Source organism: Actinokineospora sp. NPDC051303 (assembly GCF_055586285.1).
The window spans coordinates 87,122-112,082 of record NZ_JBVJIN010000002.1 but is presented as its reverse complement, the minus strand read 5'-3'; the positions used below and the strand labels follow the sequence as shown (position 1 = coordinate 112,082).

22 protein-coding genes and 1 pseudogene are annotated in these 24,961 nt (G+C 71.3%); 7 read left to right on the top strand and 16 right to left on the bottom strand.

All coding sequences use genetic code 11. The features are described 5' to 3' along the window. The first annotated feature begins 136 nt into the window (after nt 1-136). Complete coding sequence (locus ACZ6SD_RS02235) at nt 137-4,123, top strand: hypothetical protein (protein ID WP_465315053.1); 3,987 nt, start codon at nt 137-139, stop codon at nt 4,121-4,123. Nucleotides 4,124-4,177: 54 nt separating this feature from the next. On the opposite strand, the gene ACZ6SD_RS02230 is transcribed toward ACZ6SD_RS02235, so the two are convergent. Continuing rightward, entirely contained in the window at nt 4,178-4,993 is an 816-nt protein-coding gene (locus tag ACZ6SD_RS02230) for a GGDEF domain-containing protein (RefSeq protein ID WP_465315052.1), read from the bottom strand. 234 nt (nt 4,994-5,227) lie between these two features. Here ACZ6SD_RS02230 and ACZ6SD_RS02225 point away from each other — a divergent pair, with 234 nt between their 5' ends. Continuing rightward, entirely contained in the window at nt 5,228-5,593 is a 366-nt protein-coding gene (locus tag ACZ6SD_RS02225) for a nuclear transport factor 2 family protein (RefSeq protein ID WP_465315051.1), read from the top strand. A gap of 88 nt (nt 5,594-5,681) precedes the next feature. Next, entirely contained in the window at nt 5,682-6,389 is a 708-nt protein-coding gene (locus ACZ6SD_RS02220) for an endonuclease/exonuclease/phosphatase family protein (protein ID WP_465315050.1), read from the top strand. A 3-nt stretch (nt 6,390-6,392) separates the two neighbouring features. Here ACZ6SD_RS02220 and ACZ6SD_RS02215 read toward each other — a convergent pair whose 3' ends face one another. From ACZ6SD_RS02215 to ACZ6SD_RS02180, 8 genes are all read right to left on the bottom strand, one after another. Then, on the bottom strand, nt 6,393-7,010 hold the full coding sequence (locus tag ACZ6SD_RS02215) for a cysteine hydrolase family protein (protein ID WP_465315049.1): 618 nt from the start codon (nt 7,008-7,010) through the stop codon (nt 6,393-6,395). 99 nt (nt 7,011-7,109) lie between these two features. After that, on the bottom strand, nt 7,110-9,437 hold the full coding sequence (gene dnaB / locus ACZ6SD_RS02210; RefSeq protein ID WP_465315048.1) for a replicative DNA helicase: 2,328 nt from the start codon (nt 9,435-9,437) through the stop codon (nt 7,110-7,112). Nucleotides 9,438-9,887: 450 nt separating this feature from the next. After that, a complete protein-coding gene (gene rplI / locus ACZ6SD_RS02205) occupies nt 9,888-10,343 on the bottom strand; it encodes a 50S ribosomal protein L9 (protein WP_465315047.1) in 456 nt (151 codons plus the stop codon). A 19-nt stretch (nt 10,344-10,362) separates the two neighbouring features. Next, nucleotides 10,363-10,611 (bottom strand): 30S ribosomal protein S18, encoded by a 249-nt coding sequence (rpsR, locus tag ACZ6SD_RS02200; RefSeq protein WP_054053205.1) that lies wholly within the window; start codon nt 10,609-10,611, stop codon nt 10,363-10,365. Between the two features lie 65 nt (nt 10,612-10,676). Beyond that, nucleotides 10,677-11,171 (bottom strand): single-stranded DNA-binding protein, encoded by a 495-nt coding sequence (locus ACZ6SD_RS02195; RefSeq protein ID WP_091450008.1) that lies wholly within the window; start codon nt 11,169-11,171, stop codon nt 10,677-10,679. A gap of 2 nt (nt 11,172-11,173) precedes the next feature. Then, the gene (rpsF, locus tag ACZ6SD_RS02190; protein ID WP_026421757.1) at nt 11,174-11,464 is read right to left on the bottom strand and encodes a 30S ribosomal protein S6; all 291 of its coding nucleotides are present in this window, start codon (nt 11,462-11,464) and stop codon (nt 11,174-11,176) included. A gap of 85 nt (nt 11,465-11,549) precedes the next feature. Next, entirely contained in the window at nt 11,550-12,365 is an 816-nt protein-coding gene (locus ACZ6SD_RS02185) for a hypothetical protein (RefSeq protein WP_465315046.1), read from the bottom strand. A 57-nt stretch (nt 12,366-12,422) separates the two neighbouring features. After that, nucleotides 12,423-13,466: a hypothetical protein gene (locus ACZ6SD_RS02180; protein ID WP_465315045.1), complete on the bottom strand. Its 1,044-nt coding sequence runs from the start codon at nt 13,464-13,466 to the stop codon at nt 12,423-12,425. Between the two features lie 182 nt (nt 13,467-13,648). Here ACZ6SD_RS02180 and ACZ6SD_RS02175 point away from each other — a divergent pair, with 182 nt between their 5' ends. Further along, nucleotides 13,649-14,419, top strand: coding sequence for a deoxyribonuclease IV (locus tag ACZ6SD_RS02175; RefSeq protein ID WP_465315044.1), 771 nt, complete (start codon nt 13,649-13,651; stop codon nt 14,417-14,419). Further along, nucleotides 14,416-15,867, top strand: a complete 1,452-nt coding sequence (locus ACZ6SD_RS02170) for a glycosyltransferase family 87 protein (protein ID WP_465315043.1) — start codon at nt 14,416-14,418, stop codon at nt 15,865-15,867. The genes ACZ6SD_RS02175 and ACZ6SD_RS02170 overlap by 4 nt, the downstream gene beginning before the upstream one ends. On the opposite strand, the gene ACZ6SD_RS02165 is transcribed toward ACZ6SD_RS02170, so the two are convergent. The 7 genes and pseudogenes from ACZ6SD_RS02165 to ACZ6SD_RS02135 all read right to left on the bottom strand — a co-directional run bounded on the left by ACZ6SD_RS02165 (nt 15,846) and on the right by ACZ6SD_RS02135 (nt 22,980). Beyond that, entirely contained in the window at nt 15,846-16,112 is a 267-nt protein-coding gene (locus ACZ6SD_RS02165) for a hypothetical protein (RefSeq protein WP_465315042.1), read from the bottom strand. The two genes, ACZ6SD_RS02170 and ACZ6SD_RS02165, sit on opposite strands and share 22 nt — an antisense overlap. Before the next feature lie 130 nt (nt 16,113-16,242). Then, nucleotides 16,243-16,782, bottom strand: a pseudogene (rarD, locus tag ACZ6SD_RS02160) (EamA family transporter RarD); the annotation flags it as partial. Between the two features lie 64 nt (nt 16,783-16,846). Then, nucleotides 16,847-18,421, bottom strand: a complete 1,575-nt coding sequence (locus ACZ6SD_RS02155) for a glycosyltransferase family 87 protein (protein WP_465315241.1) — start codon at nt 18,419-18,421, stop codon at nt 16,847-16,849. 142 nt (nt 18,422-18,563) lie between these two features. Next, on the bottom strand, nt 18,564-20,915 hold the full coding sequence (locus ACZ6SD_RS02150; RefSeq protein WP_465315041.1) for a transglycosylase domain-containing protein: 2,352 nt from the start codon (nt 20,913-20,915) through the stop codon (nt 18,564-18,566). Between the two features lie 737 nt (nt 20,916-21,652). Then, nucleotides 21,653-21,934 carry a hypothetical protein gene (locus tag ACZ6SD_RS02145; RefSeq protein WP_465315040.1) on the bottom strand — a complete coding sequence of 94 codons (282 nt, stop codon included), beginning with the start codon at nt 21,932-21,934 and terminating at the stop codon, nt 21,653-21,655. A gap of 42 nt (nt 21,935-21,976) precedes the next feature. Further along, nucleotides 21,977-22,342 (bottom strand): hypothetical protein, encoded by a 366-nt coding sequence (locus ACZ6SD_RS02140; protein WP_465315039.1) that lies wholly within the window; start codon nt 22,340-22,342, stop codon nt 21,977-21,979. A gap of 233 nt (nt 22,343-22,575) precedes the next feature. Then, complete coding sequence (locus ACZ6SD_RS02135; RefSeq protein WP_465315038.1) at nt 22,576-22,980, bottom strand: DUF5318 domain-containing protein; 405 nt, start codon at nt 22,978-22,980, stop codon at nt 22,576-22,578. A 255-nt stretch (nt 22,981-23,235) separates the two neighbouring features. Between ACZ6SD_RS02135 and ACZ6SD_RS02130 the strand changes: the two genes are divergently transcribed. Both ACZ6SD_RS02130 and ACZ6SD_RS02125 read left to right on the top strand, forming a co-directional pair. Next, the gene (locus ACZ6SD_RS02130; protein ID WP_091450017.1) at nt 23,236-23,781 is read left to right on the top strand and encodes a PadR family transcriptional regulator; all 546 of its coding nucleotides are present in this window, start codon (nt 23,236-23,238) and stop codon (nt 23,779-23,781) included. Between the two features lie 70 nt (nt 23,782-23,851). Then, nucleotides 23,852-24,943: an inositol-3-phosphate synthase gene (locus ACZ6SD_RS02125; protein ID WP_465315037.1), complete on the top strand. Its 1,092-nt coding sequence runs from the start codon at nt 23,852-23,854 to the stop codon at nt 24,941-24,943. Nucleotides 24,944-24,961 lie beyond the last annotated feature (18 nt).

Below are 24,961 nucleotides of genomic sequence, written 5' to 3'. Positions count from 1 at the left end.
GGCCGTGCCCCAGCCGCGGGACCGCATCTGTCCCGCACGCCCCCGAAGCGGGTGACCGTCCACCCCGACGCGCCTCGGCGCGCCCGGTCTCCCGCGCCCCTCCCGCAAGGGAATCCACTACAAGGAGAACACCACAATGCAGACCTGGGCGAAGCGCGGCCTCCAGTCCGCGCTGGTCACCGGTGGTTTGCTGATGCTGGGCACCGGCATCGCTTCCGCCGACGAGGATGTGAACCCCGACCGGCCCGCCTCCGCGCTGGACGGGTCCGTCGCGGTTCCCGTCAAGATCGACAACAACGCGCTCGGCACCCCGGCCGGGCAGCGCGACCTCCCCGAACTGCGCCATGAGGCCGAAGTCGGTCCGCGCGCGCTGGCCGACGCCGTGCCGAGGGAGCGGGTGCCCGCCATTGTCGCCCGGGCGCTGACCAAGGCCGCGGCCCGCGCGAGCGAGCAGGACGCCGCGCGCGGCAACCAAGCGACCGGCGACGTCGTCCTGCCGGTCGACATGTCCGGTAACGCGGTCGCCGCGGGTGGCGACGCCGCGGTGTCCAACACCTCGCACCAGAACGCGGGGCATTCGAAGCCGGTGAGCAGCGTGAGCCCGCATCGCACCCTCTCGAACAACGCCGTCGACCTCGACTACACCTCCCCGGTGCAGATCACCGGCAACGCGGTGGCCGCGGGCGCTGACGCCGAAAGCGTCAACCACGCCACCCAGCGCGCCACCTCCGACGGCGACGTCAGCGTCGACGGCAGGCGCGGCGCGCTCGCGGGCAACGTCCTCGCGGGCCACGGGGCCACCCCCGCCCAGCTCAACGGCAACGCCATCGCGAGCGCGGGCAACGCCACCAGCCACTCGACCACCACGTCCCAGAGCACCGCGGGCGGAGTCGTCACCACCTCCGGCCAGGACGGCACGCTGTCGGGCAACGCGGGCGGCGCCCCAGTGGCCGTCCCGTTCCGCGCCAACGGGCACGCGTTCAGCCTCGCGGGCAACGCCGACGCCATCGGCGCGAACTCCACCACGCCGAGGGCGGGCGCGCAGCGACCCGACTTCAACGGCAACCCGACCTACCTGCACACCGCGGGCGAGGACGCCACCCTGTCCGGCAACATCGCGCAGCCCGCCCTGGCCGGTCCGGTCGCGGGCGACTGCGCCGCCGCGACCGGCGTGGGCACCGCGGGCGTGCGCTGCGAGTCCGGCACCACCGCCACCGCGGGCGGCGGCAACCGCACCAGCGGCGCGAACTCGGTGCTGTCCGGCAGCGCGGGACACACCCCAGTCGCCCTGCCCACCCAGGCCACGGCCACCGCGGGCGGCGTGCTCGGCAACGCGGCCTCCGCCCAGGCCACCGCCGCCGACACCGTGGCGGGCGGGCACACCCGCACCCGCGGCCACGACGGCGTCCTGTCCGGCACCGTGCTCAGCACGCCCGCCGCGGGCCCCACGGACATGTGCGCCAACGGCACCGGCGTCGTCGGGCAGGCCGAGGTCGCCTGCGACACCACCGTGCGCACCACCGCGGGCGGCGACACCGGCACCACCGGGCACGACTCGATCGTCGGCGGCAACGGCGTGATCACCCCGGTCGCCCTGCCCGTCGACGGCGCCACCAACGGCGGCGCCGCGCTCGGCGACGCGGGCTTCACCGCGACCGAGCACAAGGAGACCGTCGCGGGCGGCGACAACAGCACCGCCGACGACGACGCCGTCCTCGCCGCGAACCTGTTCCAGACGCCGGTCGCCGCACCGGCCCAGGTCTTCGGCAACGGCGGCGGCGCGGTGGCCAACACCGCCACCGACGCGGCAGGAGCCAACCGGGTCGTCGCGGGCGGGCACTCCACAGCGTCGGGCACCGGCGGCACGCTGTCGGGCAACATCGCGCAGACCCCGGCCGCCACCCCGCTCCAGGGCTTCGGCGCCGGAGCCAGCGCGCTGGGCCACGGCGCGGAGAACGCCACCGGAACCACCCAGGCGACCGCGGGCGGCGCCGCCGTCACCGATGGCGCCAACGGCCGAGGGACCGGCAACGTCCTGACCGCCCCGGTCGCGGGCGCGGGTCAGCTTTTCGGCGACTCGGCCGCGGTGTTCGGCGCGAACCGGGCGACCGCGACCAACGACATCGACACCGCAGCCGGTGGCGGCACCACCACCAGCGGCCAGTCCGGGGACCTCGCGGGCAACGTGGTCAGCCCGCAGGCGCTGCCCATCGCGCAGGCGGCCGGGCTCGGCGCCTCCGGGCTGGTGGGCGACAACACCGCCAGCGGGACCAGCATCACCGACGGCTCCGCGGGCGGCGACATCGTCACCGACGGCAAGTGGGGCTATCTGGCGGGCAACCTGTTCGACGTCCCCACCGCCACCGTCGTGCAGCCGCACGGCGACGCGGTGGGCGCGCTGGCCAGCCAGTCCTCGGGCACCTCGACCAACGTCACCGAGGGCTCGTCCGGCGGCACGGCGGTGACCGAGGGCGACCCCGGCCAGCTCTCCGGCCTGGGCCACAGCATCCCGTTCGGCACCGACGCGCCGCTCTACAACGTCCCGAACGAGGTCATCGCCGAAGCGATGACGCACGCCAGCCACACCAGCGACATCACCGTGGGCGAGGAGGAGCCCCAGCTCAAGCCGCTCCCCTCCGGCGCGCTGCCCGCGACCGCCCTGCCGAAGCTGCCGTACCCGGCGCAGCTGCGCGGCCTGCTCGGCCGCCAGGAGCAGGCCCGGGTGCGCTCGGTCGACCCGCTCGCCGCCGTGGTCAAGGGCCTCACCGGCAAGCGGGGCCTGACCGACAGCCTGTCCAAGGGGCTGTCCAAGGGCCTGGGCAGCGCGCTGCCCACCGGTTCGCTGCCCACCGGCTCCCTGCCGATCGGGAAGCTGCCGATCGGCACGCTGCCGGTCAGCGGCCTCGGCGGCAAGAAGGCCGCCCGCGACCTGCCGGTGCACTCGGTCACCGACAGCTCGGCCGACGACCTGACCTCCGGCGTGCCGGTCGACTCGGTGACCGACGCCGCGGGCATCCGCGGTTTGGTGCGCGGCGCGCCGGTCGGCGGACCGGGTCCGCTGGCCGCCCGCGACCTGCCCGTCGACACGGTCACCGATGACCTCGCCACCGACCTCGACTCGGTGTCGGACAGCGCCAGCGTCCGCGGCCTGGTGCACCGCGTGCCCGGCGGCGACATGACCGGCCAGTGGCGCGGCCGCAACCAGGTCGCCCGTGTCCCCGTCGAGACCCTGACCGACCGCAACGTGATGGACGGCGTGCGCAGGCAGGAAGTCGCGGGCGGCAACACCGTCGGCTCGCTGCTCGACAGCGTGGACGCGCCCAAGGTGATCCGCAGCGTGCCCGTCGGCCAGGTCGTCGACCAGGTGCGCTCGATGCCGGTCGGCCAGCTGCGCCAGCAGGTGCGGCACCTGCCGGTCGGCCAGGTGGTCGAGGAACTGCGCCAGCAGAACGTGATCGCGGGCGCGCCCGGCAACCTGCCCCTCGGAGCGGTGGCGGGCGGACAGCGCGTGCAGGCGCTGGCCGACAGCGTGACCGCCACCGACGTCACCGCCGTCCTGCCCGCCGTGCCCATGGGGCCGCAGGGACCGGCCGGTCCGGTGTCGGCGACCGAGGGGACCGACGTCCTGCCCGCGCTGCCGCTGGGCGGCCAGGGACCCGCGGGCCCGGTGTCCGCGGGCCAGGTGTCCGACCTGCTGCCGATCCGGTCGGTGGGCCGGGACATCCGCGCCAGCCTGCCCAAGCGGGGCGCGCTGCGCGACGTGCCCGTCGCCAGGATCTACAACCAGATTCTCGACGGCCTGCCGATCAACGGCCTGCCGATCAAGCGCGCGACCCAGAGCAGGCCCACCATCCCGGCCCGCCCGCGCTCCCTCCCCGCTTCGCCCGCGTACGCCCCGCCGCGCCTCGGCTCCCCGGTCATGCCCGTCCGGGAAGCGGTGCACGGCGTGTTCTCGGGCGATCTGTTCCAGGCCCCCGCCCGGGACAGGCTGCCGGTCCAGACCCCCGCGCTCTCGGGTCTGGACACCCTGGTGGCGCTGCCGACTGATGTGCCCGGTGCCCCCTCCCTCACCGACACGCAGTCGAAGCTGGCCGGCTTGTTCGGTCAGTTCCCGATCGGCTGACCACCGATCACCGAACGGGCCCGGGAGCGCTGCTCCCGGGCCCGTTCGGCGTTGTCAGTGCGTCAACCGGTCTTCCGCCGCGCGGACCATCTGGTGCACCGTGGCGTCGCCGCCGCCGCTGGCCCAGCCGATCCGCAGCCGAGGGCGCAGCACGCCGCCGCCGACCAGGAACCGGCCCTGGGCGGCGTCCCGCACCGACTCCGCGAACGCCGCGCCGGTCTCCCTCGGATGCTCGGCCACCACCGCGAACGTGCCGCCGGTGTAGCGGGCCACGGTGTGGTCGGCGCGCATCCCGCCGCGCAGCCGGGCACCCAGCGCGGCCAGCAACTGGTCGCCGCACTTGAAGCCGTGGGCCTGGTTGACCGCCCGAAGCCCTCGCACATCGGCCAGGACCAGAGTCGTCCGGCCGCCGTGCACGCGGGCCCGGGTCAGGCTCTGCTCTATCCGGTCGAACAGCAGCGCCCGATGCGGCAGGCCGGTCACCGGGTCGAGCAGCCCGGCGGCGCGCGCGGGCTCGGCCGACACCGGGCGCAGGATCAGCAGCAGCCGGTCGCGGTCGGGCACCAGGTCGGCCCACAGCCGCCGGATCGCCGCGCCCCGCACCGTGACCACCAGCGGCATCGTCATGCCGGAGCCCGCGCGGGTGAGCTGGGCGCTGAGGTCGGCCATGGCGGGCACGGCGGCGCCGGTGTCGTCGCGCAGCCGCCACTGCGGCGGGCGGGACCCAGTGCGCAGGTGCTCGGCGGTCAGGCCGAGCAGCGTCGCCGCGCTGGCGTTGGCGGCGAGCACGGCCCCCCGCGCGCCGTGCAGCACCACACCGAAGGGCAGGGCGGCGAGGTGTTCGTCCCAACCGGACTCAATCAGCCGCATGACCCCGCGGAACCTCTCTCGTGTGAGTTGCGCCGAGCCTTCCCGCCCACAGCGTGAAGTTCAAGCGCAGCGCACCACCCGGACCGGTGAACTTCGGCCTCACCCGGTGTCGCGCTGACGGAAGGCTGACGGCTACCTGACAGGTAATCGACGGGCCGCGCGCGCCCTGGCAGGGTGATCGGTGTTGCGGCCGCGACGGACCGGAAACCAGTGCAATCGAAGGGGAATCTCGCCATGAGCGACCTGAACGAACTCGTGGACCGCTACATCGCCGTGTGGAACACCGCCGACGCCGACGCCCGCCTCGCGGCCATCGCCGAGGTGTGGACCGAGGACGGCGTCTACGTCGACCCGCTCATGGAGGTCGAGGGCCACGCCGGGGTCAACGCGGGCATCGGGGCCGCCCTCACCCAGTTCGCCGGTCACGAGATCAAGCTCCTGGGCGCGGTCGACGCCCACCACAACACCGCCCGCTTCCGCTGGGAACTGGTCCCGGTCGGCGGCGGCGAGTCCGTTGTCGAAGGCTTCGACGTGGTCGTCGCCGAGCAGGGCAAGCTCAAGGGCGTGTACGGCTTCATCGACAAGATGCCCGCCGCCTGAGACGTTTCCACGCCGGGCCGTGGGAGCCGGACAGCGCAAGCTCCCACGGCCACTGTGGACGATCTTCGGGCGACTACCATCGCCCCATGTGATCACCGTGGCGACCTGGAACGTCCTGCACCGCGTGCACGCCGAGAACTGGGGCGAGGATGTGGTGCGGCGGTGGCCGGACGAGTCGGCCCGGATCGCGGCGGTGACCGCCCGGGTGGCGGGCCTCGCCGCGCGGGTGATCGCCCTGCAAGAGGTCAGCGGCGACCAACTCGCCGACCTGCGCCGCGCGTTACCCGACCGGACCGTCCACGCGCTGCGGTACCCCCGCGTCCCGACGCCCTCGCGCGGAGACTGCCCGCTGCGTGACCTCCACGAGCACCTCGTCCTCCTGGTCGACGGACCGAGCCGGGAGATCGCCGCCGAGCCCTTCCCGGACGACGGGGGCAAAGGCGCGCTCGCCGTCGACGTCGCCGGGACCCTGGTCGTGGCCACTCACCTGAGCACGGACCGGCGCAGCCTGCGCCAACTCACCCGCCTGGCGGACCTCGCCGCGTCGAACCCCACGGCGGTGCTGCTCGGCGACTTCAACACCGACCGCGCCACCGTGCTGTCCGGCCTGGGCGCGGACTTCACCGCGGCCGACCTCCCGGCAGGCGCCTTGCCGACCCGGCCCAGCCTTTCCGGGGCGCGGCCGCAGCGCATCGACCACGTGGTCGCGCGCGGCATGGCCGTGGACAGCACAGCGGTCGAGGACTCCAACGGCCTCTCGGACCACAACCTCGTCCGCGCGACCGTCACCGCCTGAGCGCTACTGGCCGAACGCGGAAATCACCTCGGCCGCGGTCAGCGGAGTCGAGAACATCGGGTAGTCGTAGCTGATCGCGTTGTCGTGCTCGGCCTGCGACGTGGCCGCGACACAGTCGGTCAGCGTGATCACCTGGTAGCCGTTCTCGTAGCCGGTGCGCATGGTGGACTCCACACAGCAGTTAGTCAGGAAACCGCCCAGGACGATCGTCTTGATGCCCTTGCTGCGCAGAATGAAGTCGAGATTCGTGCTGGCGAAGGTGTCGAGGCCCCGCTTGCCCTCCACCACGATGTCGCCCTCCTGCGGGGCGAGGTCGTCCACAATGGCCGCACCCCAACTCCCCTTGACAAAGGCGTTGCCGTCCACCACGCCCTTGAGGATCCCGTACGGGTGCGCGGAAATCTCCCGGTAGCCCTGCACGAACGTGATCGGGGCGTGCATCACGGTCGCCCCAGCCTGGCGGGCCGCCGCCGCCACCGCCTTGGTGTTGGCCAGCATGTCGGTCTCCCCCATCACCCCGGCGACCGCGCCGTGCAGCGCACCACCCTCGCTGGTGAAGTCGTTCTGGTACTCGATCAGCACCACAGCCGTCGTCGCCGGATCAAGCCGCGTACTGGTCATCACCGTGCTCCTGCCTCGCGTTCATGCGTCGACAGGTGATCCTTCTCCCGGCCACAGGCGGCGGCCATCCCCCGATCGAAGGACAACCCGGCGGCTTCGTCAGGCTTGGGCGAGGTCGGCGAAGCGGCTGTAGTGGAGTTGGTGGGCGACGACCACGGTGGCGGTGGGGCCCGCGCGGTGCTTGGCCAGGATCAGGTCGGCCTCACCGGCGCGCGGATCGTCGCGTTCCCAGGCGTCGGGGCGGTTGATCAGCAGGACCATGTCGGCGTCCTGCTCTAGGCTGCCGGATTCGCGGAGGTCGGACAGCATGGGGCGTTTGTCGGTGCGCTGTTCGGGGCCGCGGTTGAGCTGGCTGATGGCGATGACGGGGACTTCGATCTCCTTGGCCAGCAGCTTGAGCTGGCGGGAGAACTCCGAGACCTCCTGCTGACGGGACTCGACGCGCTTGCCGGAGGTCATCAGCTGGAGGTAGTCCACGACCACCAGCTTGAGGTCGTGGCGCTGCTTGAGGCGGCGGGCCTTCGCGCGGATCTCCATCATGGTCATGTTCGGCGAGTCGTCCACGAACATGGGGGCCTCGCTGATCTCGCTCATCCGGCGGGCCAGGCGGGTCCAGTCGTCGTCGCTCATTCGGCCGCCGCGCATGTCGCCGAGGCGGATGCGGGCCTCCGCGGACAGCATCCGCATGACGATCTCGGTGCGGCTCATCTCCAGGGAGAAGATGACGCTGGTCATGCCGTGCTTGATGGAGCACGACCGGGCGAAATCCAGACCCAGGGTCGAATTGTGCGTCGGAATCATCGACCGGCCCGCAAGATAAAGATGGTCGTCGCCGCTGACCTCGACGCACCGCACCGGCACGCTCGGGATGGGGCGCACATCCACGATGTATCGAAGGGCGGGACGGGCGGGACGGTTGGCCATCCGGTCCTTGTGCAGCAGGTGTTTCCGTTCGAGCCGGAACACCCGGTCCTGTGTCGTGAAGGTCATCGTGTAAGCCGTCGACCGGGCCTCGTCGTGCCCGGTGCGCAGGCGACAGCGGTATCCCAATCCGACGATCAGCTCATGAATATCCAGGGCTAGCCGTCGACAAGTGACTGTGATCCGCGCGGCGCCGCTAGCTGTGACAGTTCCGTCGGTGTCCAGCAGACCGGCGAGCAACGACCGCCGTTGAGCTTCCGATGCGCGCTGATACTCGGCGGGGACGTGCTTGTCGCCCAGTACGCCGATCTTCCGCAGCATGGCTGGTAGGGATTCGTGGTCCCACTCTTCGGCTTCGATGTGGCAGATGATGTCGGTGTCGTCGGTGGTGAACCGCGCACCGGTGGAATCACCGTCGCCCAGCCATGCTCCCAGCACGTACGGCGGGAGGGGAAGGTCGGCTTCGGCACCGGAGAGCGGCGAGCTGATCGCGACCGCGTGATTCGCCAGCGAGGAAGCCGTGCGGAGGGTCGATTTGATCTCGGCGGTCGTGCGGATGCCACAGGACGGGCCCTGCGCCGCGCGGCGCTCGGCCCGCGTGCTGGTCTGCCACTGGTGCTCGGCGTCGGCGACGATGACGGAGCCGTCGCTGAACTCGACCTCGTAGCAGGGGCGTCCGAAGAGCACGTCGGTCGCGGCCACCACCCGCACCGCTCGGCCGTCGGAGCCGATCAGCTGATCGCCGACCGCGACCTGGCCCATCGTCGTCCAGCCGGTGGGGGTCGGCAGTGGCGTGTCGAGCGCAAGCGCTTTGCCGACGCCGGGGCGGGCGGCGACGATGATCATCTGGCCGGGGTGCAGGCCGTTGGTGACCTCGTCCAGGTCGGCGAAGCCGGTGGGGATGCCCAGGGAGTTGCCGCCGCGGGAGGCGATGGCGTCGATCTCGTCCATGGTGGGCTGCAGCAGCTCTTCGAGGGCGACGTAGTCCTCGCTCATGCTGCGTTCGGTGACCTCGTAGATGGAGGCCTGGGCGCGGTCCACGATCTCGGTGACGTCCGCGCCCTCGGCGCCCTGGTAGCCGAGCTGCACGATGCGGGTGCCCGCCTCGACCAGCCTGCGCAGGATGGCCTTCTCGGCGACGATCTCGGCGTAATAGCCCGCGTTGGCCGCCGTGGGCACCGTGGCGATCAGGGTGTGCAGGTACGGGGCTCCGCCGACGCGGCGCAGTTCGTTGCGGCGTTCGAGCTCGGCGGAGACGGTGATCGGGTCGGCGGGCTCGCCTCGGCCGTAGAGGTCGAGGATGCAGTCGTAGATGATCTGGTGCGCCGGGCGGTAGAAGTCGCCGGGGCGCAGCGCCTCGATCACGTCGGCGATGGCGTCCTTGGACAGCATCATGCCGCCCAGCACGCTCTGCTCCGCGGCCAGATCCTGCGGCGGCTGCCGGTCGAGGCCGTGGTCGGGCCCGCTGGGCATCGGCGGCATGGAACGGTCGTCGGTTAGCGCCACGGGTCCGCCCCTCCTCGGTTGCCTTGGCACGCCTGATCGTCGGAGACGATACGTGCCGGATACGACATTCGGGTGGTTCCCCCCGCCCGGTGGTCTGTCGTGGAGACGACGCTAGAACGCCCGAATGGCCGCTTGCAAGCGAGCTTGGGGATACACCTGTGGACAACCTGGGGATGGTTGCGCACAGCTGAGCACAGCCCAGCGCGAGCCTGTGGACAACTTGGGGACAACCAGCCGACTTGGGTGAGAAACCGCAGGTCAGGGGCTGTGGACAAGGTGTGGAGAAAATACCCCGGGTGATCCTCGGCGTGTCGCGAAAAGCGGGCTTCTCGGCGTGTCGCGGCGGGTCGGGTCGGGGGGTGGCGCCACCTGCCTGTGGACAAACTCCCGCACACTGAAACCGCCCCTCCCGGCGGTGACCGAGAGGGGCGGTTCCGGAGTGTTACCGAATCAGCCTGCCGACGCGACGTCGACGGTGAACGCGGCCGTCACCTCAGGGTGCAGGCGCACGCTGACCGAGTGCTTGCCCAGCGTCTTGATGTGACCGCTGACCTCGACCGAGCGCTTGTCCAGCGCCGGGCCACCGGCCGCCTTGACGGCGGCGACGATGTCGGCGGTGGTGATCGAGCCGAACAGCTTGCCCGACCCGGCGGCGGCCTTGGCCTTGAGCGGCACGGCGCCCAGGGCGGTCAGCGCGGCCTTGATCTCCTTGGCGTGGTCCAGACCGCGGATGCGGCTGGCCTCCTGCGCCCGGCGGATGACCTGGACCTGCTTCTCCGCGCCCTTGGTCGCCACGATGGCGAGGCTGCGCGGCAGCAGGTAGTTGCGGCCGTAGCCGTCCTTGACCTCGACGATGTCGCCGGGGCCGCCGAGGCCGTCCACATCAGCGGTGAGGATGAGCTTCATGATTAGCGTCCCCTCCTGATCAGCGGGCGGTCGAGGTGTACGGGAGCAGGGCGACCTCGCGGGCGTTCTTGACCGCGATGGCGACGTCCCGCTGGTGCTGGCTGCAGTTGCCGGTGACCCGGCGCGCGCGGATCTTGCCGCGGTCGGAGATGTACTTCCGCAGCAGCGTGGTGTCCTTGTAGTCGATGTTCACCGGACGGTCTTTCTTGACGTCCTTGCAGAACACGCAGACTTTCTTCTTCGGCTTGCGAATCGGTGGCTTCGCCACGGGGTGCTCCTGAGTGCTATCTGGGGAAATGCGTCTGGGGGTGGGTGCGGCTCACCCGGCGGAGATCAGAACGGCGGTTCGTCGTTGAAGCCACCGCCGCCGCCCCCTGCGGGCGGAGCGGAGCCCCACGGGTCGTCGGCGGGCGGCGCGGACGGGCCGGACCCGCCGCCGTAGCCGCCACCGCCGCCGGAACCGCGGCTGACCTTGTTGACCTTCGCGGTCGCGTACTTCAGCGACGGGCCGACCTCGTCGACCTCCAGCTCCATGACGGTGCGCTTCTCGCCCTCACGGGTCTCGAAGGACCGCTGCTTGAGCCTGCCGCTGACGATCACGCGGGCGCCTCGGGTCAGCGACTCGGCCACGTTCTCCGCGGCCTGCCGCCAGATGTTGCACCGCAGGAACAGCGCTTCGCCGTCTTTCCATTCGTTCGTCTGGCGATCGAAGGTGCGGGGGGTGGACGCGACGGTGAAGCTCGCCACGGCCGCGCCCGACGGGGTGAAGCGCAGTTCCGGGTCGGCGGTCAGGTTCCCGACCACCGTGATAATCGTGTCGCCCGCCATGATCAGGCCGTCTCGCGGCGCATGACCTTCGTCCGCAGCACGGACTCCTGCAGGGAGAGCTGGCGGTCGAGTTCCTTGACCGCGGCGGGCTCGGCGTTGACGTCGAGCACGGCGTAGATGCCCTCGCTGTGCTTCTTGATCTCGAAGGAGAGGCGACGCTTGCCCCAGATGTCGACCTTCTCGACGTTCCCGCCCGACGTGCGGATCACGTTGAGGAACGTGTCGAGCGACGGTGCGACGGTGCGCTCGTCGAGTGTGGGGTCGAGGATGACCATGACCTCGTAATGACGCATGAAGACCACTCACCTCCTGTGGACTCGGCGGCCACGGACGTTCCGTGGCAGGAGGGTCTGCGAAGTGAGCGTAACAGCAGGCCGCTCAGCCTTTTCGCAGCACCCAGGCCCGCGCTAGTGCACCACTGGCCACCGACAGCGCGAGGACGGCCAGCATGACAGGCACGCTGAGGCCGGGGATCGGGGTGTCGGGCACGGACTGGGCGGCGCCGGTGGCGTGGAACGCGGCGCCTCGGCCGTCGCGCAGGAGGTTGGACACCGGGCCGGGGTCGGCCTCGGTCGGGTCCGGCGCCCGGGTGGGGGGCGGCGTGCTGGACGAGGGTGCGGCGGACTCGCGCGGGGCGGCGCGGTCGGCGGGGTCGAACAGGCCGAGCGGCGGTGCGGCGGGCGCAGCGGGCGGCGGCGCGGCCACGGTCGCCGGGGGCGGCGCGGGCGGGTCGGTGCGGCTGGGCTGAGTGGGGGCGGGCTTCGGGTTCACCGGGCGCATGGCGAGGCCGCAGCGCGCCGCGACCAACTCGCGGACCCGAGCCGCGGCGGCGTCGGCGGCGGGTTCGACCTCGGCCATGGCGCGCACCGCGTCGGCCACCACGTCGGCGATGTGCTCGCCGGGGATCTCGCCGCGCCACTCGGGCACCGTGCCCACCACCAGGGCCGGGCCGAGCGGGAAGGTCAGGCCGACCGCGCTCGCGCGCGCCTGGCCCAGGCCGGGCGTCTCCCGGACGGCCTGGACGACCAGGTCGGCGACGGCGACGCGGGCGAGGGCGACCGACTGCCCGGCGAACGCGGACACCTCCTGCGCGCAGTCGACCGCGAGGTATGTCGCCGGTTCAGCCGCGGCCGGGGCCGCGCCGAGCGCCCCCGAGACCAGAGCGGACAGCGCTGAGCAGAGCAGCCTTCGCACGCCGAGATCCCTTCACCGACCGGTCACCCGCTCTCCGGGGTGAACGATAGACGGATCTCAGGCGGCTGTGCGGCGAAGCACCCAGGTGCGCACCAGGGCGGCGGCGACACCGGACAAGGCGAGCACGGCGAGCAGCATCGGGAGGGCGATCTTGCCGCCGCGCACCGGGTCGAGCGCTTCGGCGTGTCCCGCGGCCAGGACGCCGTTGGCGTCACGGCCGCCGAGGATGCCGAACTGGGGCGTGTAGCCGGAGGTCGCGCCGTCGTAGCGCAGGCCCTCCGCGGGCGAGAACAGCCCGGCCTGGGCGAACGGGATGGCGGAGTAGTCGGCCAGCGGCGCGCGGCCGAGGTTCAGGTCCGACCGGTAGAGGGAGAGGTTGCTACCCGCGGGCAGGCCGTCGCCGACGACCGGGTTGGTGGCCTTGGGCAGCGCCTGGGCGGCCGGGCCGTCCGGGCGCACCACGGCGTTCGGGCCGGTCGCGGGCGCCTCGGCGCCGGGGTTGGTCCCCGGGTTGGCGCCCGGCTGCTGGTCGGGGGCGGGCGTGTCCGGGGTGTCGTCACCGCCGCCGGGCTGGAGCGGCAGTGCCGCCGCGCCCCGCTCGACGGCCGCCGCGGCCTCCTGCACCGGGGCGGCGGCGGTGTTGACCACGGTCACGGCGATGCCGCAGGTCTTGGCCAGCGCGCCGTGCACGTCAGCGGTGATGGTGTTGAGGACCGGGCCGATGAGCGCGACGCCGGAGATGGCGTCCTTGATCCGGGGGGCGGCGGCGTCGGCGATCGCGGCGCCGGAAATCCTGGAGTCGGCCGACGGGACGACGCCGAGCGGGATGGCGGGCATGGCCGACACCGCGCCGCGCACACTGCCGGACAGGGTGCCGCCGAGCAGCGGGACCGCCTTGACCACGGTGAGCACCGGGTCGAGCACCGCGCTGGAACTCAGCGAGATCGGGGTGCCGGGCGCGCCCTTGACGCTGGTGGAGCAGTCGCCGACGACGATCGGGGACGCCGCGGTGGCCGTGGCGGAAGACGCCAGCAGGCCGGCCGTCGCTCCGCCGATGACGAGCGTGAGCCCAGCGGCGAAGGTTGTGACGCGCCGTCGCATGAAGATCCTCCAGTACCGGCCAGTAGTCGTCACCCGTAGGAACGACTGTAACCCGAGCTGGTGACGTTCCACGGCAGCGACTCCCCGAAAGTGGGGCACGATCGTCCGGATGGAGCACCGTCCGCCGTCGGGGACCCACCGAGAGGGCTCCCCGTCGGCTCCGGCGACTACCCTCCCAGAGCATGAGCATCGGCGCCCACGTCCGCGATGACGACCCGCTCGCCGCCGCGCGCGACCGCGAAGCCGAGGTGGTGCAGTTCTTCCTCGCCGACCCGCAGGGGTGGAAGGCGCCCAAGCCGCACCCGCGCACCGACGACCTGCTCGCCAGCGACGTCACGGTGTTCGTGCACTCCCCCTATGTGGTGAACCTGGCCTCGACCAACAACCGCATCCGCATCCCCTCCCGCAAGCTCGTCACCCAGCATGCCGAGGCCGCGGCGAAGGTCGGCGCCAAGGGCCTGGTCGTGCACGGCGGCCACGTGACCAAGGGCGAAGACCCGCAGGTCGGCGTCGACAACTGGCGCAAGTTCTTCGAGCGCCAGCACGCCGAGGGCGGGTTCGGGGTGCCGATCCTGATCGAGAACACCGCGGGCGGCGACAACGCCATGGCCCGCCGCTTCGACATGCTGGCCCGGCTGTGGGACGCGGTGGGCGAGTTCGACGCCGGGTTCTGCCTGGACACCTGCCACGCGTTCGCCGCGGGTGAGGACCTGGTCGGCATCGTCGACCGGGTGAAGGCGATCACCGGTCGCATCGACCTGGTCCACCTCAACAGCTCCCGCGACGAGTTCGGCTCGGCCCGCGACCGGCACGACAACATCGGCACTGGAACGATCGATGCCGACCAGCTCGTCGCGGTCGTCGCCGCGGCCGGGGCGCCGGTGGTCGTGGAGACACCCGCCGAGGGGCAGGCGGCGGATATCGCGTTCCTCCGCGAGGCGCTCGGCCGGTGAGCACCGTGCCCGCAGGCGTCACGGCAACCGGGAAGGCGGACAGCGCAGTGCTCGACGCGCCCCAGGACAGCCGCTGGTCGGCCGGTCGGCTGGGCCGGACGGCGCTGGCGGCCCTGGTTCTGCTGTGCGGGATCACGCTGCTGCTCGGGTTCGCCAACAAGGACCGCTGCACGGGCCCGGAGTTCGACCAGTGGGGCCGCAGCCAGCCGGACTTCGCCGAGCGCAAGTACGCCGACGTCTGCTACTCCGACATCCAGTTCCTCTGGATCGGCCGCGACATCGACCGGCACGTCTTCCCCTACGTCGAGGGCGGCATCACCCCGAACGGCGAACTCAGCGGCGGCACGGTCGAATATCCGGTGCTCACCGGCCTGCTGATCTGGGCTGGCGCGCTGTTCGCGCACAACGACGCCGGGTTCCTGCTCGCGTCCGCGTTGCTGATGGCCCCGTTCGGCCTGGTCACGGCCTGGCTGCTGGGTCGGCTGTCGCGGTGGCGGGCGCTGCTGTGGGCGCTGTCGCCGCCGCTGGTGCTCTACGCGTTCCACAACTGGGAACTGCCGGTGGTGGCGTGCGCGGTCGCCGCGGTCTATGTCGTGCACCGGGGGTGGGGCAGCCGAGGGGCGGACCGACCGCTGATCCAGCGGGCGTCGGCGAGCGCGGTGCTGCTGGGGCTGGGGTTCGCGTTCAAGCTGTACCCGGCGATCTTCGTGCTGCCGCTGATGCTGTACGTGCTCACCGGCGGTCGCCGCGGCCGTGAGCTGCCCGAAGGCAAGGCGCGCGATGTGGGCGGCATGGTCAAGGTCGCGCTGATCGCCATGGGCACCGCGATCGGGGTCAACATCCCGTTCGCGCTGGCCGGGTTCGACGGCTGGCTGGCGTCGTTCGTGTTCCAGGGGCAGCGCAAGGCCGACATCACGGCCAACTCGATCTGGTTCTGGGGCTTCCGGCCCGACTCCGACCCGGAGAACGAGGCCGTGCACCAGATGATCGGCGTCGTGTCCCCGATGCTGGTCTTCGCGTCCTTCGCCGTGGCGTGCGTGGTCGGCTGGGTCCGGTATCAGCGCGAGGGCACCTACCCGTGGGTCGCGGTGTCCGCGGCGATGCTGTGCGGGTTCCTGCTGCTGCACAAGGTGCACTCGCCGCAGTACACGCTGTGGCTGGTGCCGATGTTCGTGCTGATGAAGATCCGCTGGGGCTGGATCGTGGCCTACCTGGTCGCCGATCTGGCGATGGGAATCGGCATTTTCCTGTGGTTCGCGGAGATCGCGGCGGGCAAGCCGTCGGGCATCTACGAGAGCTTCTCCGCGCAGGCGGTCATGATCGGGGTGTGGGGGCGGGCCGCCCTGCTGGTCGGGCTGTTCGTCGCGTTCCTGGCCGCGAGGTCCACAGTGGATGACGTGGACGCCGAGACCGACCGCGTGGAGAGTCAGACCACCAGTTCGGGCTGAGCGTCGGCAGGCGCGGGCCGGGCGGCCGAGCGGCGGTGCAGCAGCGATTCAGTGGTGATGACCAGCAGGGCCAGCCACACCAGGCCGAAGCCGACCCACCTGGCGGTGGTCATGTCCTCGCCGAACACCAGCACGCCGACGCCGAACTGGATGATCGGCGCGACGTACTGCACCAGCCCCAGCGTGGTCATCGAAACCCGGGTGGCCGCCGCGCCGAAGCACAGCAGCGGGACGGCGGTGATCACGCCGGTGCCGATCAGCAGGACCGCGTTGAGCCAGCCCGCGTGCCCGAACGTCCCACCGCCCCCCGGCGTGGAGCACCAGCAGGTAAGCCAGGGCGACCGGGGTGAGCACGACCGTCTCCAGCGCCAGCCCCTCGGTCGTGCCGACGTCGGCCTTCTTCTTCATCAGCCCGTAGGTGCCGAAGGAGAACGCGAGGGTCAGCGCGATCCACGGCAGCCTGCCGTAGTCGAAGGTCAGTTCCACCACCGCGGCGAACGCGATGGCCAGGCCGATCCACTGCGTCGGGCGCAGCCGCTCCCCGAGCACCAGGACGCCCAGCAGGATCGTGACCAGCGGGTTGATGAAGTAGCCGAGGGACGTCTCGACAACCTGGTTGCTGTTGACGCCGTAGATGTACATGCCCCAGTTCATGCCCACCGCCACCGCGCCGACCGCGATGTAGCCGAGCCTGCGCCGGTCGGCGACCACCGCGCGCAGGTGCGACCAGCGGTGGCCGACCGCGATCAGCGCGGCCACCGCGAGCAGGGACCAGACGATCCGGTGGGCCAGGACCTCGACCGACCCGGCCGGTTCGAGCAGCGGCCAGTAGAGCGGGAAGAACCCCCAGAGCAGGTAGGCGGTGAAGCCGAGCCACAACCCGAGCCGCTGACTGGCCACCGAGCCCCCGATCATCCCATCACTGGTACCGGGGGTGAGTGTGTCACCCGGACAGCGCGGAATCGACCGCCTTTCGTGCTCAGCCGGTGGGCACCCGCTCCCGCTCGGCCTGCTCGACCGCGCGTGGCTTCACCACGACCCTGTCCGGGGCGTCGGCGAGCACCCCGGCCACCGGGTCGTCCTCGCCGAACCGGCGCACCAGGTCCCGGGCCGGGTGGTAGATCTCGTAGATCACCATCGCGCACAGGACCACGACGAACAGGTCACGGGCGACCACGAACCCCAGGAACCACTCCTCAGGCAGCCCCCGGTTGTTCTCGCCCAGGTAGAAGGCCATCCGCGGCACCCAGACCAGGGCGTCGACGGTCATCCAGGCCAGCAGGAGCTTCCAGCGCGGCATCGCCAGCACCGCCAGCGGCACCAGCCACAGCGAGTACTGCGGGCTCCACACCTTGTTCGTCAGCAGGAACGCCGCCACCACCAGGAAGCACAGCTGCGCCACCCGAGGCCGCCGCGGCGCGTGCAGCCCGACGAACGAGATCCCCGCGCACAACAGCAGGAACAGCAGCGCGCTGACCAGGTTCAACCAGACCGGCGACTCGCCGAAGGGCACCTGACCGTCGAAGCCCGCCCAGCCGGTGAACTGCATGACCACGTTGTAGAGCGAGTCCGGATCGGCGCCCCGCTCCGAGTTGCGCCGGAAGAACTCCCACCACCCCGGCCGCGTCGAGGCGAACAGGAACAGCGGGGCGTTGCACGCGATCCACACCCCCGCCGCCGCGCCAGCCGTGCGCCACCACGCTCGCGTCTGCCCCGACCGCAGACACAGGATCAGCAACGGCCCCAGCAGGAACAGCGGGTACAGTTTCGCCGCGGCGCCGAGCCCGAGCAGCGCCCCCGCCAACGTCGGATGCCTGCGCGACCAGGCCAGCAGCGCCGCCGCGGCGCACGCGGTGGCGAGCGTGTCGAAGTTGGTGAACGCGTGCACCACGACCAGCGGCGACAACGCGATGAACGCCGCGTCCCACGGCCTGCGCTTCGCCACCAGCGCCGTCGCCCAGATCGTCACCAGCCAGGCCAGCGCCAGCCAGAACGCGCTGATGTCGAAGTACAGGACCACCGGCAGCGCACTCGGCAGCCACCCGTCCTCGGCGAGCGTGACCCAGCCCTGCGCCAGCTTCGCGTTCACCCACTGGAACATGCCGGTGATCACCGGGTACTCCATGTAGCGGGTCTGCTGGGTCGGCTCGCCCTCGTCGTCGTACCAACTCGTCCGGTACGGGAAGGTGTCCGGCTGGTCGAGGCGCTCGGCGGAGTACAGCGGGATGATGTCGGAGTAGCACATGGCCGTGAACGGCCGGTTCGAGCGCCAGTCCAGCTCCAGCTTCCCGCCGCCCGCGTCATATTGCTGCGCGCACGCCGCCTTGCCGAACCACCCCAGCGCCAACGCGACCACGGCCAGCAGCAGCGCCACCCGCAGCGGCGTCCAAAACCAGTGCCTGCCCACCACGGCGTGTCTGCCCAGCGGCCCGCCGAACGGCCCGCTGGCATGCGCGGCCAGCGACTCGGTCCACGTCGGACGCACCCGCTCGCGCGGCCCGAGGGTGGCGGTGTCGCTCACCTCGTCCGCCCTGGACCCGCTGGGGGAACCGATCTCGTCGGCTTGACCTCGGTCGCCTGGCACGCGGCGATGCTACGGCCTGCGATGTGCGAACGTGGTCAGCCGAGGCGAAACACACCGACGGCCGGGCGAGTCCCATGCGGACTCACCCGGCCGTCATCTGTCGGCTACCGGGCTACCCCGAGCCCCAGCGGTCGTTCTCCTCTTCCTCGCCGCCGCCCATCCCCGGAATCGAGATGCCACCGGTGTCGCTCGGGCGGGTCGGCCGGGTGCGCGTCGGCGACGTCGTGGTCGTCGGGGTGGTCTCCGTGGTCGTCGGAGTGGTCGTCGTGGTCACCGGGGCCTCGGTCGACGGCGGCGCCGCGGCACTGGTCGAGTGGTGCGTTGGCGGCGGCGCGACCGGCTCGGCCTTGCCGATCGGGACGAACTTGCTGAACTGCTCCTTCGGCAGGTTCTTCGCCGCGTGGTAGCTGTCCATGAACTTCTTCCAGATCTTGCCCGGCACTCCGCTGCCGAAGATGATGTCGCCCTCAGCGTCTCTGAGCTGGGCCTGATTCTTGTCGCCGCTCAGCGACACCGCCGTGGAAAGCTGCGGCGTATAGCCCACCATCCACGCCTTGGAGTTGTCCCTGGTGTCGAGGTACTGGTGCGTGCCGGTCTTGCCCGCGCACGGCCGGTCGTTGGCGCACTCGATGCGCGAGAACTTCGGCACCGGCAGCAGCGACTCGGTGACATTGCGGGCGATCTTCTGGTTGCGCTCCGGGTTGCCCTGGTCGAACGCGGGCCGCTCCTGGAAGTCCTGGTGCGTCGCGGCGTTGAACACGACCCCGCCGTCGGGGAACTCGACGCGGGACACCAGCCGCGGCTTGCGGTAGATGCCGTCAGCGGCGAACGTCGCGTAGGCGGAGGCCATGTCGACGGTGGTCACCTGGGTGGCGCCACCGCCGATCGCGATGTTGATGTCACCGGCCGCCTGGTCCAGCGGCGAGCGGACCCCCGCCTCCTTGGCGGCCTCGACGACGCCCCTGGGCTTCACGTCGTTGTAGACCATGTCGCTGAACACCACGTTCAGCGACTCCTTCATCGCCTGCGCCACCGTGCACTGCCCACACGACGGGGTCGACGCGTTGCGCACCTTCTTGTTGTTGTCGCCGAACGACTTCGGCGAGCTGTCGTAGACCTCGCCGAGCCCCTTGTCCATCTTGAGCAGCCCGACCAGGTCGAACGGCTTGAACGCCGACCCCGGTTCCTGCTTGACCTTGGCGTAGTCCAGCTCCGTGCCGTTGGAGCCCGGGTAGTAGGCGACGATGTTGCCGGTCTTCGGGTCGATCGCCACCAGCCCCGGGTGCAGGTTGGCGGGCTGCCCCGCCATCACCTCGGCCACGGCCTTCTCAGCCAAGTCCTGCGCCACCGGGTCGATCGTCGTGGTGATCTTGTACCCGTTGCGCTTCATGGTCTCTTCGCTGATGTTCAGGTCTCTGAGTTCCTCGGTGACCAGTTCCGGAATGCCCCTGCGCGGCCCGGGCAGGGTGGAGCCGGTTTCCGACGGCGGCAGCGGAGTCGGGAACGGCTCAGCGCGCTCCTGCCTGGTCATCCAGTTGTTCTCGACCATCTTGTCGGCCACGTAGTTCCACCGCTGGTGCTGGTAATCCACGTCCTTCCACCGCGACGGCGTCTGGATCATGCCCGCCAGGAACGCGGCCTGCTGCTTGGTGACCTGGCCGATGTCGACGCCGAAGTGCGCCTTCGCCGCCGCCGCGATCCCGTACGCGCCCCGGCCGAAGTAGATGGTGTTCAGGTACGCGGTGATGATGTCGTCTTTGTTGTAGGTCTCGTTCATCTTGTAGGACTTGACGAGCTCGACCCACTTGCGCGACAGCGTCTTGTCCTCTTGGCCGCTGGACTTCTTGATGTACTGCTGGGAAATGGTGGAGCCACCACCGCCGCCGCCGGTCACGTTGTTCCAGACCGCGCGCATGATGCCGGTCAGGTCGAACCCGGCGTTCGTCCGGAACGTGGCGTCCTCGGCCGCGAAGACGGCGTTCAGCACGTGCTCGGGAATCTGGTGGTGCTCAAGCATGATCCGGTTGGCGCCGGACTCGGCGATCTTGGTCATCTCGGTCTTGCCGTCGGCGTAGTAGAGCGTGACGACCTTGTTTTGCTCCGCGGCGACGTCCTTGGGGCTTTTGACCTCGACCAGCTGGTAGGTGATGAAGAACGCGAGGATCGGAATGACGATCATCAGCGCGGTGCCGACGTACATCGTGCGGCGCACCCGGCGCCAGACCTTCTTCCGGCGCATCGCTCGCTGCTCATCGGTCAGCGGGCCGTCCGCCGCGGCGGCGTCCGGCTCGTCGTCGTAGTCGTCATAGTCGTCGTGGTCGCCGTAATCGGGCTCCGGCTCCCGGTGCGTGAGCAACTCCGGCTCCGACCGCGACTGCCCCGGCGTCTTGCGCATGAAGACGGTCTGATCGGCGTCGTCCCCCGGACGGCCGAACGCGCCCAGCGCGACGGTCGCGTCCGACACTGGCGGCCCACTCAACTTCCGCAACCCAGGCGGCGGCGTCGTCGGCCCGCCCCGGGTCCGGCCCGCCCCGGGAATAGCCCTGGTCGCGCCAGGCCCACCGGGCCCCGCCGAACCATCGGGGCCAGTGAGCCCACCGGGTCCCCCCGGCCCACCGGGCCCACCAGATCCGCCAGGTCCACCAGACCCGTTAGGACCGCCAGACCCGCTAGGTCCACCAGGCCCGTTAGGTCCGCCAGGACCGCCGGGTCCGTTAGGCCCGCCAAGGCCACGAGGCCCGTCAGGCCCCCCAGCGGCTCCGAGCCCTGCCGCGCCCGCGGCCCCGATCGGGCCGCCTGCCCCGGTGCGGCCGTTCGGCCCGGCAGGCCCATGGGCGCCGGGCCGATTGAGTCCACCGGGCCCACCGGCCCCAGCAGGTCCGTTGAGACCTCCGGGACCCTCTGGCCCAGTGGGGCCACCTGGCCCGCCACGCCCAGGCCCGTTGGGGCCACGGGACCTGCCGGGTCCGCCGAACCCGTCGGGTTCGCCTGGCCCGTTGGGGCCACCCGGTCCGCCTGGTCCACCGAGCCCGTTGGGCCCGCCGCGCCCGGCCGGGCCGTCCGGCCCACCTAACCTGCGTCCACCCGGCCCGGCGGCTCCGCCTGGTCCGCCGAGGCCGCCAGGCCCATTCGGTCCGTCAGGACCGCCCGGTCCGCCGCGACCGCCCGGTCCGCCAGCTCCGCCGAGGCCGCCAGGTCCGTTCAGTCCGTCAGGACTACCCGGTCCGCCTCGTCCACCTGGCCCGGCGGCTCCGCCTGGTCCGTTGAGACCGCCAGGCCCGTTCGGTCCGTCAGGACCACTCGGTCCGCCTCGTCCACCTGGCCCGCCGGCTCCGCCTGGTCCGCTGAGGCCGCCAGGTCCGTTCGGTCCGTCAAGACCGCCCAGTCCGCCGCGACCACCCGGTCCGCCAACCCCGCCTGATCCGCCGAGGCCACCAGGCCCGCTCGGCGCACCAGGACCGTTGGGGCCGCCGGGCCCACCATGTCCGTTGGGGCCGCCCGGCCCGGCGACTCCGCCAGGTCCGTTCAGTCCGCCTGATCCGCTGGGTCCGCCTGGCTCGCCGGGGCCGCCCGGTCGGGGCCCGCCGTTGCCGCGTCCACCGCCACCGAGACCACCGAGACCACCCGGACCACCCGGACCACCCGGCCCGCCTGCCCGTCCACCGCCGGGACCGAGTCCCGCGCCTGCCGCCACCGCTCCCGCGGCGCCCGGTCCGCCCACGCCGCGACCCCCGACGCCGCCAGGAGCCGAGCCGCGCCCACCCGGGACACCCGCGACCGGCCTGCCGCCGGGGATGCCGTCCGGGCCGCGCCGGGTCGGTTGCGCGCCTCGGCCGTCCGCCGGGCCGCCGCTTCCGCCGCCGCCCTGGTCGGGGTCGGCGTCGTCGTCATCCCACAGCGGGCTCCAGAAGCCCGTGCTTTCCACCGACTGCTCGGCTGGCGCGCCGCCGGTGTCCGGGTCCTCTCCGGTGGGCCACTGGGGCTCCCCGCGTCGTCGCTGGTCACTGTGGTCGTTCACGAAACAGCCTCCCAGACCGAGGCCCCGGCACGGGGCGTCGTTCGGTGGTCAAGCGCGGCGGGCACGGCGATCAGCCTGCGATGGCACTGGGTCACTCGCAAGCTCCTCACTCCGCTGCCGTCCTCCTGCGGGTTTTGGGCGTGCGAACGCCCCCCGTCCCCAGGACGTATGACTGGACCAGGTGGTTCCATGAGCAAGTCCGGCAGACCTCCACCGTATAAACGGTGAACTCCTCGAACATCGCCGCCATCCGCGCCAGCTCCTCCGGCGCGCGAGCCGAGCCGGAGGCGTGCTTGAGTTCGTCGCCGTAGACCCAGTTCACGTGCGTCAGATGTTCCTTGCGGCAGACCGGGCAGGTCACCTCGGTCGACTGGCCATGGAACTTCGCCGCGCGCAGCAGGTACGGGTTCGCGTCGCACACCTCATGGGTGCCGACCCGACCCGAGTAGACCTCCGCGAGCAGCGACCGACGCTGCAACGCGTAGTCGACCACCTGTCGCTGCGTTCGCACGAGGACAGCCTACGCGGCGCTGTTACCACGGCGGTGGGCCGATCGGCGTCACGAACATGCACCGTGCGTCACATTTGTGATCTAGGCGCTGGTGACCGGCAACGATGCGTTCGCCGCGCGGACACACTCCCTCACCTGCGGTGTTTACGTGGCGATTGACACACGCCCGCGAGTTGGACACCCTCGTGATGTATCGGCACGATATAGTCGCCCACTAGGTCAACTCGTATCGTGCCTTGTCGTCAGGAGGTGCCCGTGCTCGAATTCGCGATCCTCGGGCTGCTCCACGAGGCGCCGATGCACGGCTACGAGCTGCGTAAGCGGCTGCACGATCTGCTCGGCACGCTCCGCGCGTTCTCCTACGGCTCGCTCTATCCGACCCTGCGTCGGCTGCTGCGGTCCGGGTGGATCGTCGAGGAGGCGCCGGACCCGGAGCCCAGGTCGTGGGGCAGGCGCGGCAAGCGCGTGTACAAGCTCACCGCCGAGGGTAAGGAACGTTTCGCGGAGCTGCTGGCCGACGCTGGCCCGCAGACCTGGGACGACGAGGGATTCGGCGTCCACATGGCGTTCTTCTCCCGGACACCGGCCGAGGTCAGGATGCGAATCCTGGAGGGCAGGCGGCGGCGGGTCGAGGAGCGCCGGGAGGGTCTGCGCAGCTCGATGGCGCGGGCCGGGGAGCAGATCGACCGCTACACCCGGGAGTTGCACCGGTTGGGACTGGAAACCAGCGAGCGCGAGGTGCGCTGGTTGAACGAGTTGATCGCGCACGAGCAGCGCGAGCAGCGCGGCACCACGAATTGACCGCCAGGCAGGCGACGCGCCTGTGACGAGGACCGCGCCAGGCGCGGCTAGAACGAGAAGGAGAACCGGCATGGGCGAGAACCGCCAGAGCGTGCGGGTGGCCATCGTCGGCGTCGGCAACTGCGCGGCGTCGCTGGTGCAGGGGGTGCACTACTACCGCGACGCCGACCCAGCCTCCCGGGTGCCCGGTCTGATGCACGTCCAGTTCGGCGACTACCACGTGCGCGACATCGAGTTCGTCGCCGCGTTCGACGTCGACGCGAAGAAGGTCGGCCGCGACCTGTCCGAGGCCATCGTCGCCAGCGAGAACAACACGATCAAGATCTGCGACGTCCCGCCGCTGGACGTCCCGGTGCAGCGCGGCCACACCTACGACGGCCTCGGCGAGTACTACCGGGAGATCATCTCCGAGTCCGACGAGGACCCGGTCGACGTGGTCTCGGCGCTGCGCGCGGCCAAGGTCGACGTGCTGGTGTCGTACCTGCCGGTCGGCTCGGAGGACGCCGACCGCTTCTACGCCCAGTGCGCCATCGACGCCGGGGTCGCCTTCGTCAACGCCCTGCCGGTCTTCATCGCCTCCGACCCCGAGTGGGCGGCCAAGTTCACCGAGGCGGGCGTCCCGATCGTCGGTGACGACATCAAGTCCCAGGTGGGCGCCACCATCACGCACCGGGTGATGGCGAAGCTGTTCGAGGACCGCGGCGTGGAGTTGCAGCGGACCTACCAGCTCAACTTCGGCGGCAACATGGACTTCATGAACATGCTGGAGCGCAAGCGCCTGCAGTCGAAGAAGATCTCCAAGACCCAGTCGGTCACCTCCCAGATCCCGCACGAGATGGCCAAGGCCGACGTCCACATCGGCCCGTCGGACCACGTGCCGTGGCTGGACGACCGCAAGTGGGCCTACGTGCGCCTGGAGGGCCGCTCCTTCGGCGACACCCCGCTGAACCTGGAGTACAAGCTGGAGGTCTGGGACTCCCCCAACTCCGCTGGCGTCATCATCGACGCCGTCCGCGCCGCCAAGATCGCCCTCGACCGCGGCATCGGCGGCCCCATCCTCTCCGCGTCGAGCTACTTCATGAAGTCCCCGCCCGAGCAGTACTCCGACGACGACGCCTACGAGGCAGTCGAAGCCTTCATCCGAGGCGACGTCGAGCGCTGACCCACGCATCGCGGAGGC

Coding starts and splice junctions, on each gene's coding strand:
- ACZ6SD_RS02225 (WP_465315051.1), top strand. CDS start 5,228: ATGAGCGACCTGAACGAACTCGTGGACCGCTACATCGCCGTGTGGAAC.
- ACZ6SD_RS02175 (WP_465315044.1), top strand. CDS start 13,649: ATGAGCATCGGCGCCCACGTCCGCGATGACGACCCGCTCGCCGCCGCG.
- ACZ6SD_RS02140 (WP_465315039.1), bottom strand. CDS start 22,342: ATGACGACGACGCCGACCCCGACCAGGGCGGCGGCGGAAGCGGCGGCC.
- ACZ6SD_RS02235 (WP_465315053.1), top strand. CDS start 137: ATGCAGACCTGGGCGAAGCGCGGCCTCCAGTCCGCGCTGGTCACCGGT.
- ACZ6SD_RS02180 (WP_465315045.1), bottom strand. CDS start 13,466: ATGCGACGGCGCGTCACAACCTTCGCCGCTGGGCTCACGCTCGTCATC.
- ACZ6SD_RS02230 (WP_465315052.1), bottom strand. CDS start 4,993: ATGCGGCTGATTGAGTCCGGTTGGGACGAACACCTCGCCGCCCTGCCC.
- rpsF (WP_026421757.1), bottom strand. CDS start 11,464: ATGCGTCATTACGAGGTCATGGTCATCCTCGACCCCACACTCGACGAG.
- ACZ6SD_RS02215 (WP_465315049.1), bottom strand. CDS start 7,010: ATGACCAGTACGCGGCTTGATCCGGCGACGACGGCTGTGGTGCTGATC.
- rplI (WP_465315047.1), bottom strand. CDS start 10,343: ATGAAGCTCATCCTCACCGCTGATGTGGACGGCCTCGGCGGCCCCGGC.
- ACZ6SD_RS02195 (WP_091450008.1), bottom strand. CDS start 11,171: ATGGCGGGCGACACGATTATCACGGTGGTCGGGAACCTGACCGCCGAC.
- ACZ6SD_RS02125 (WP_465315037.1), top strand. CDS start 23,852: ATGGGCGAGAACCGCCAGAGCGTGCGGGTGGCCATCGTCGGCGTCGGC.
- ACZ6SD_RS02145 (WP_465315040.1), bottom strand. CDS start 21,934: ATGGTGGGCCCGGCGGCCCCAACGGTCCTGGTGCGCCGAGCGGGCCTG.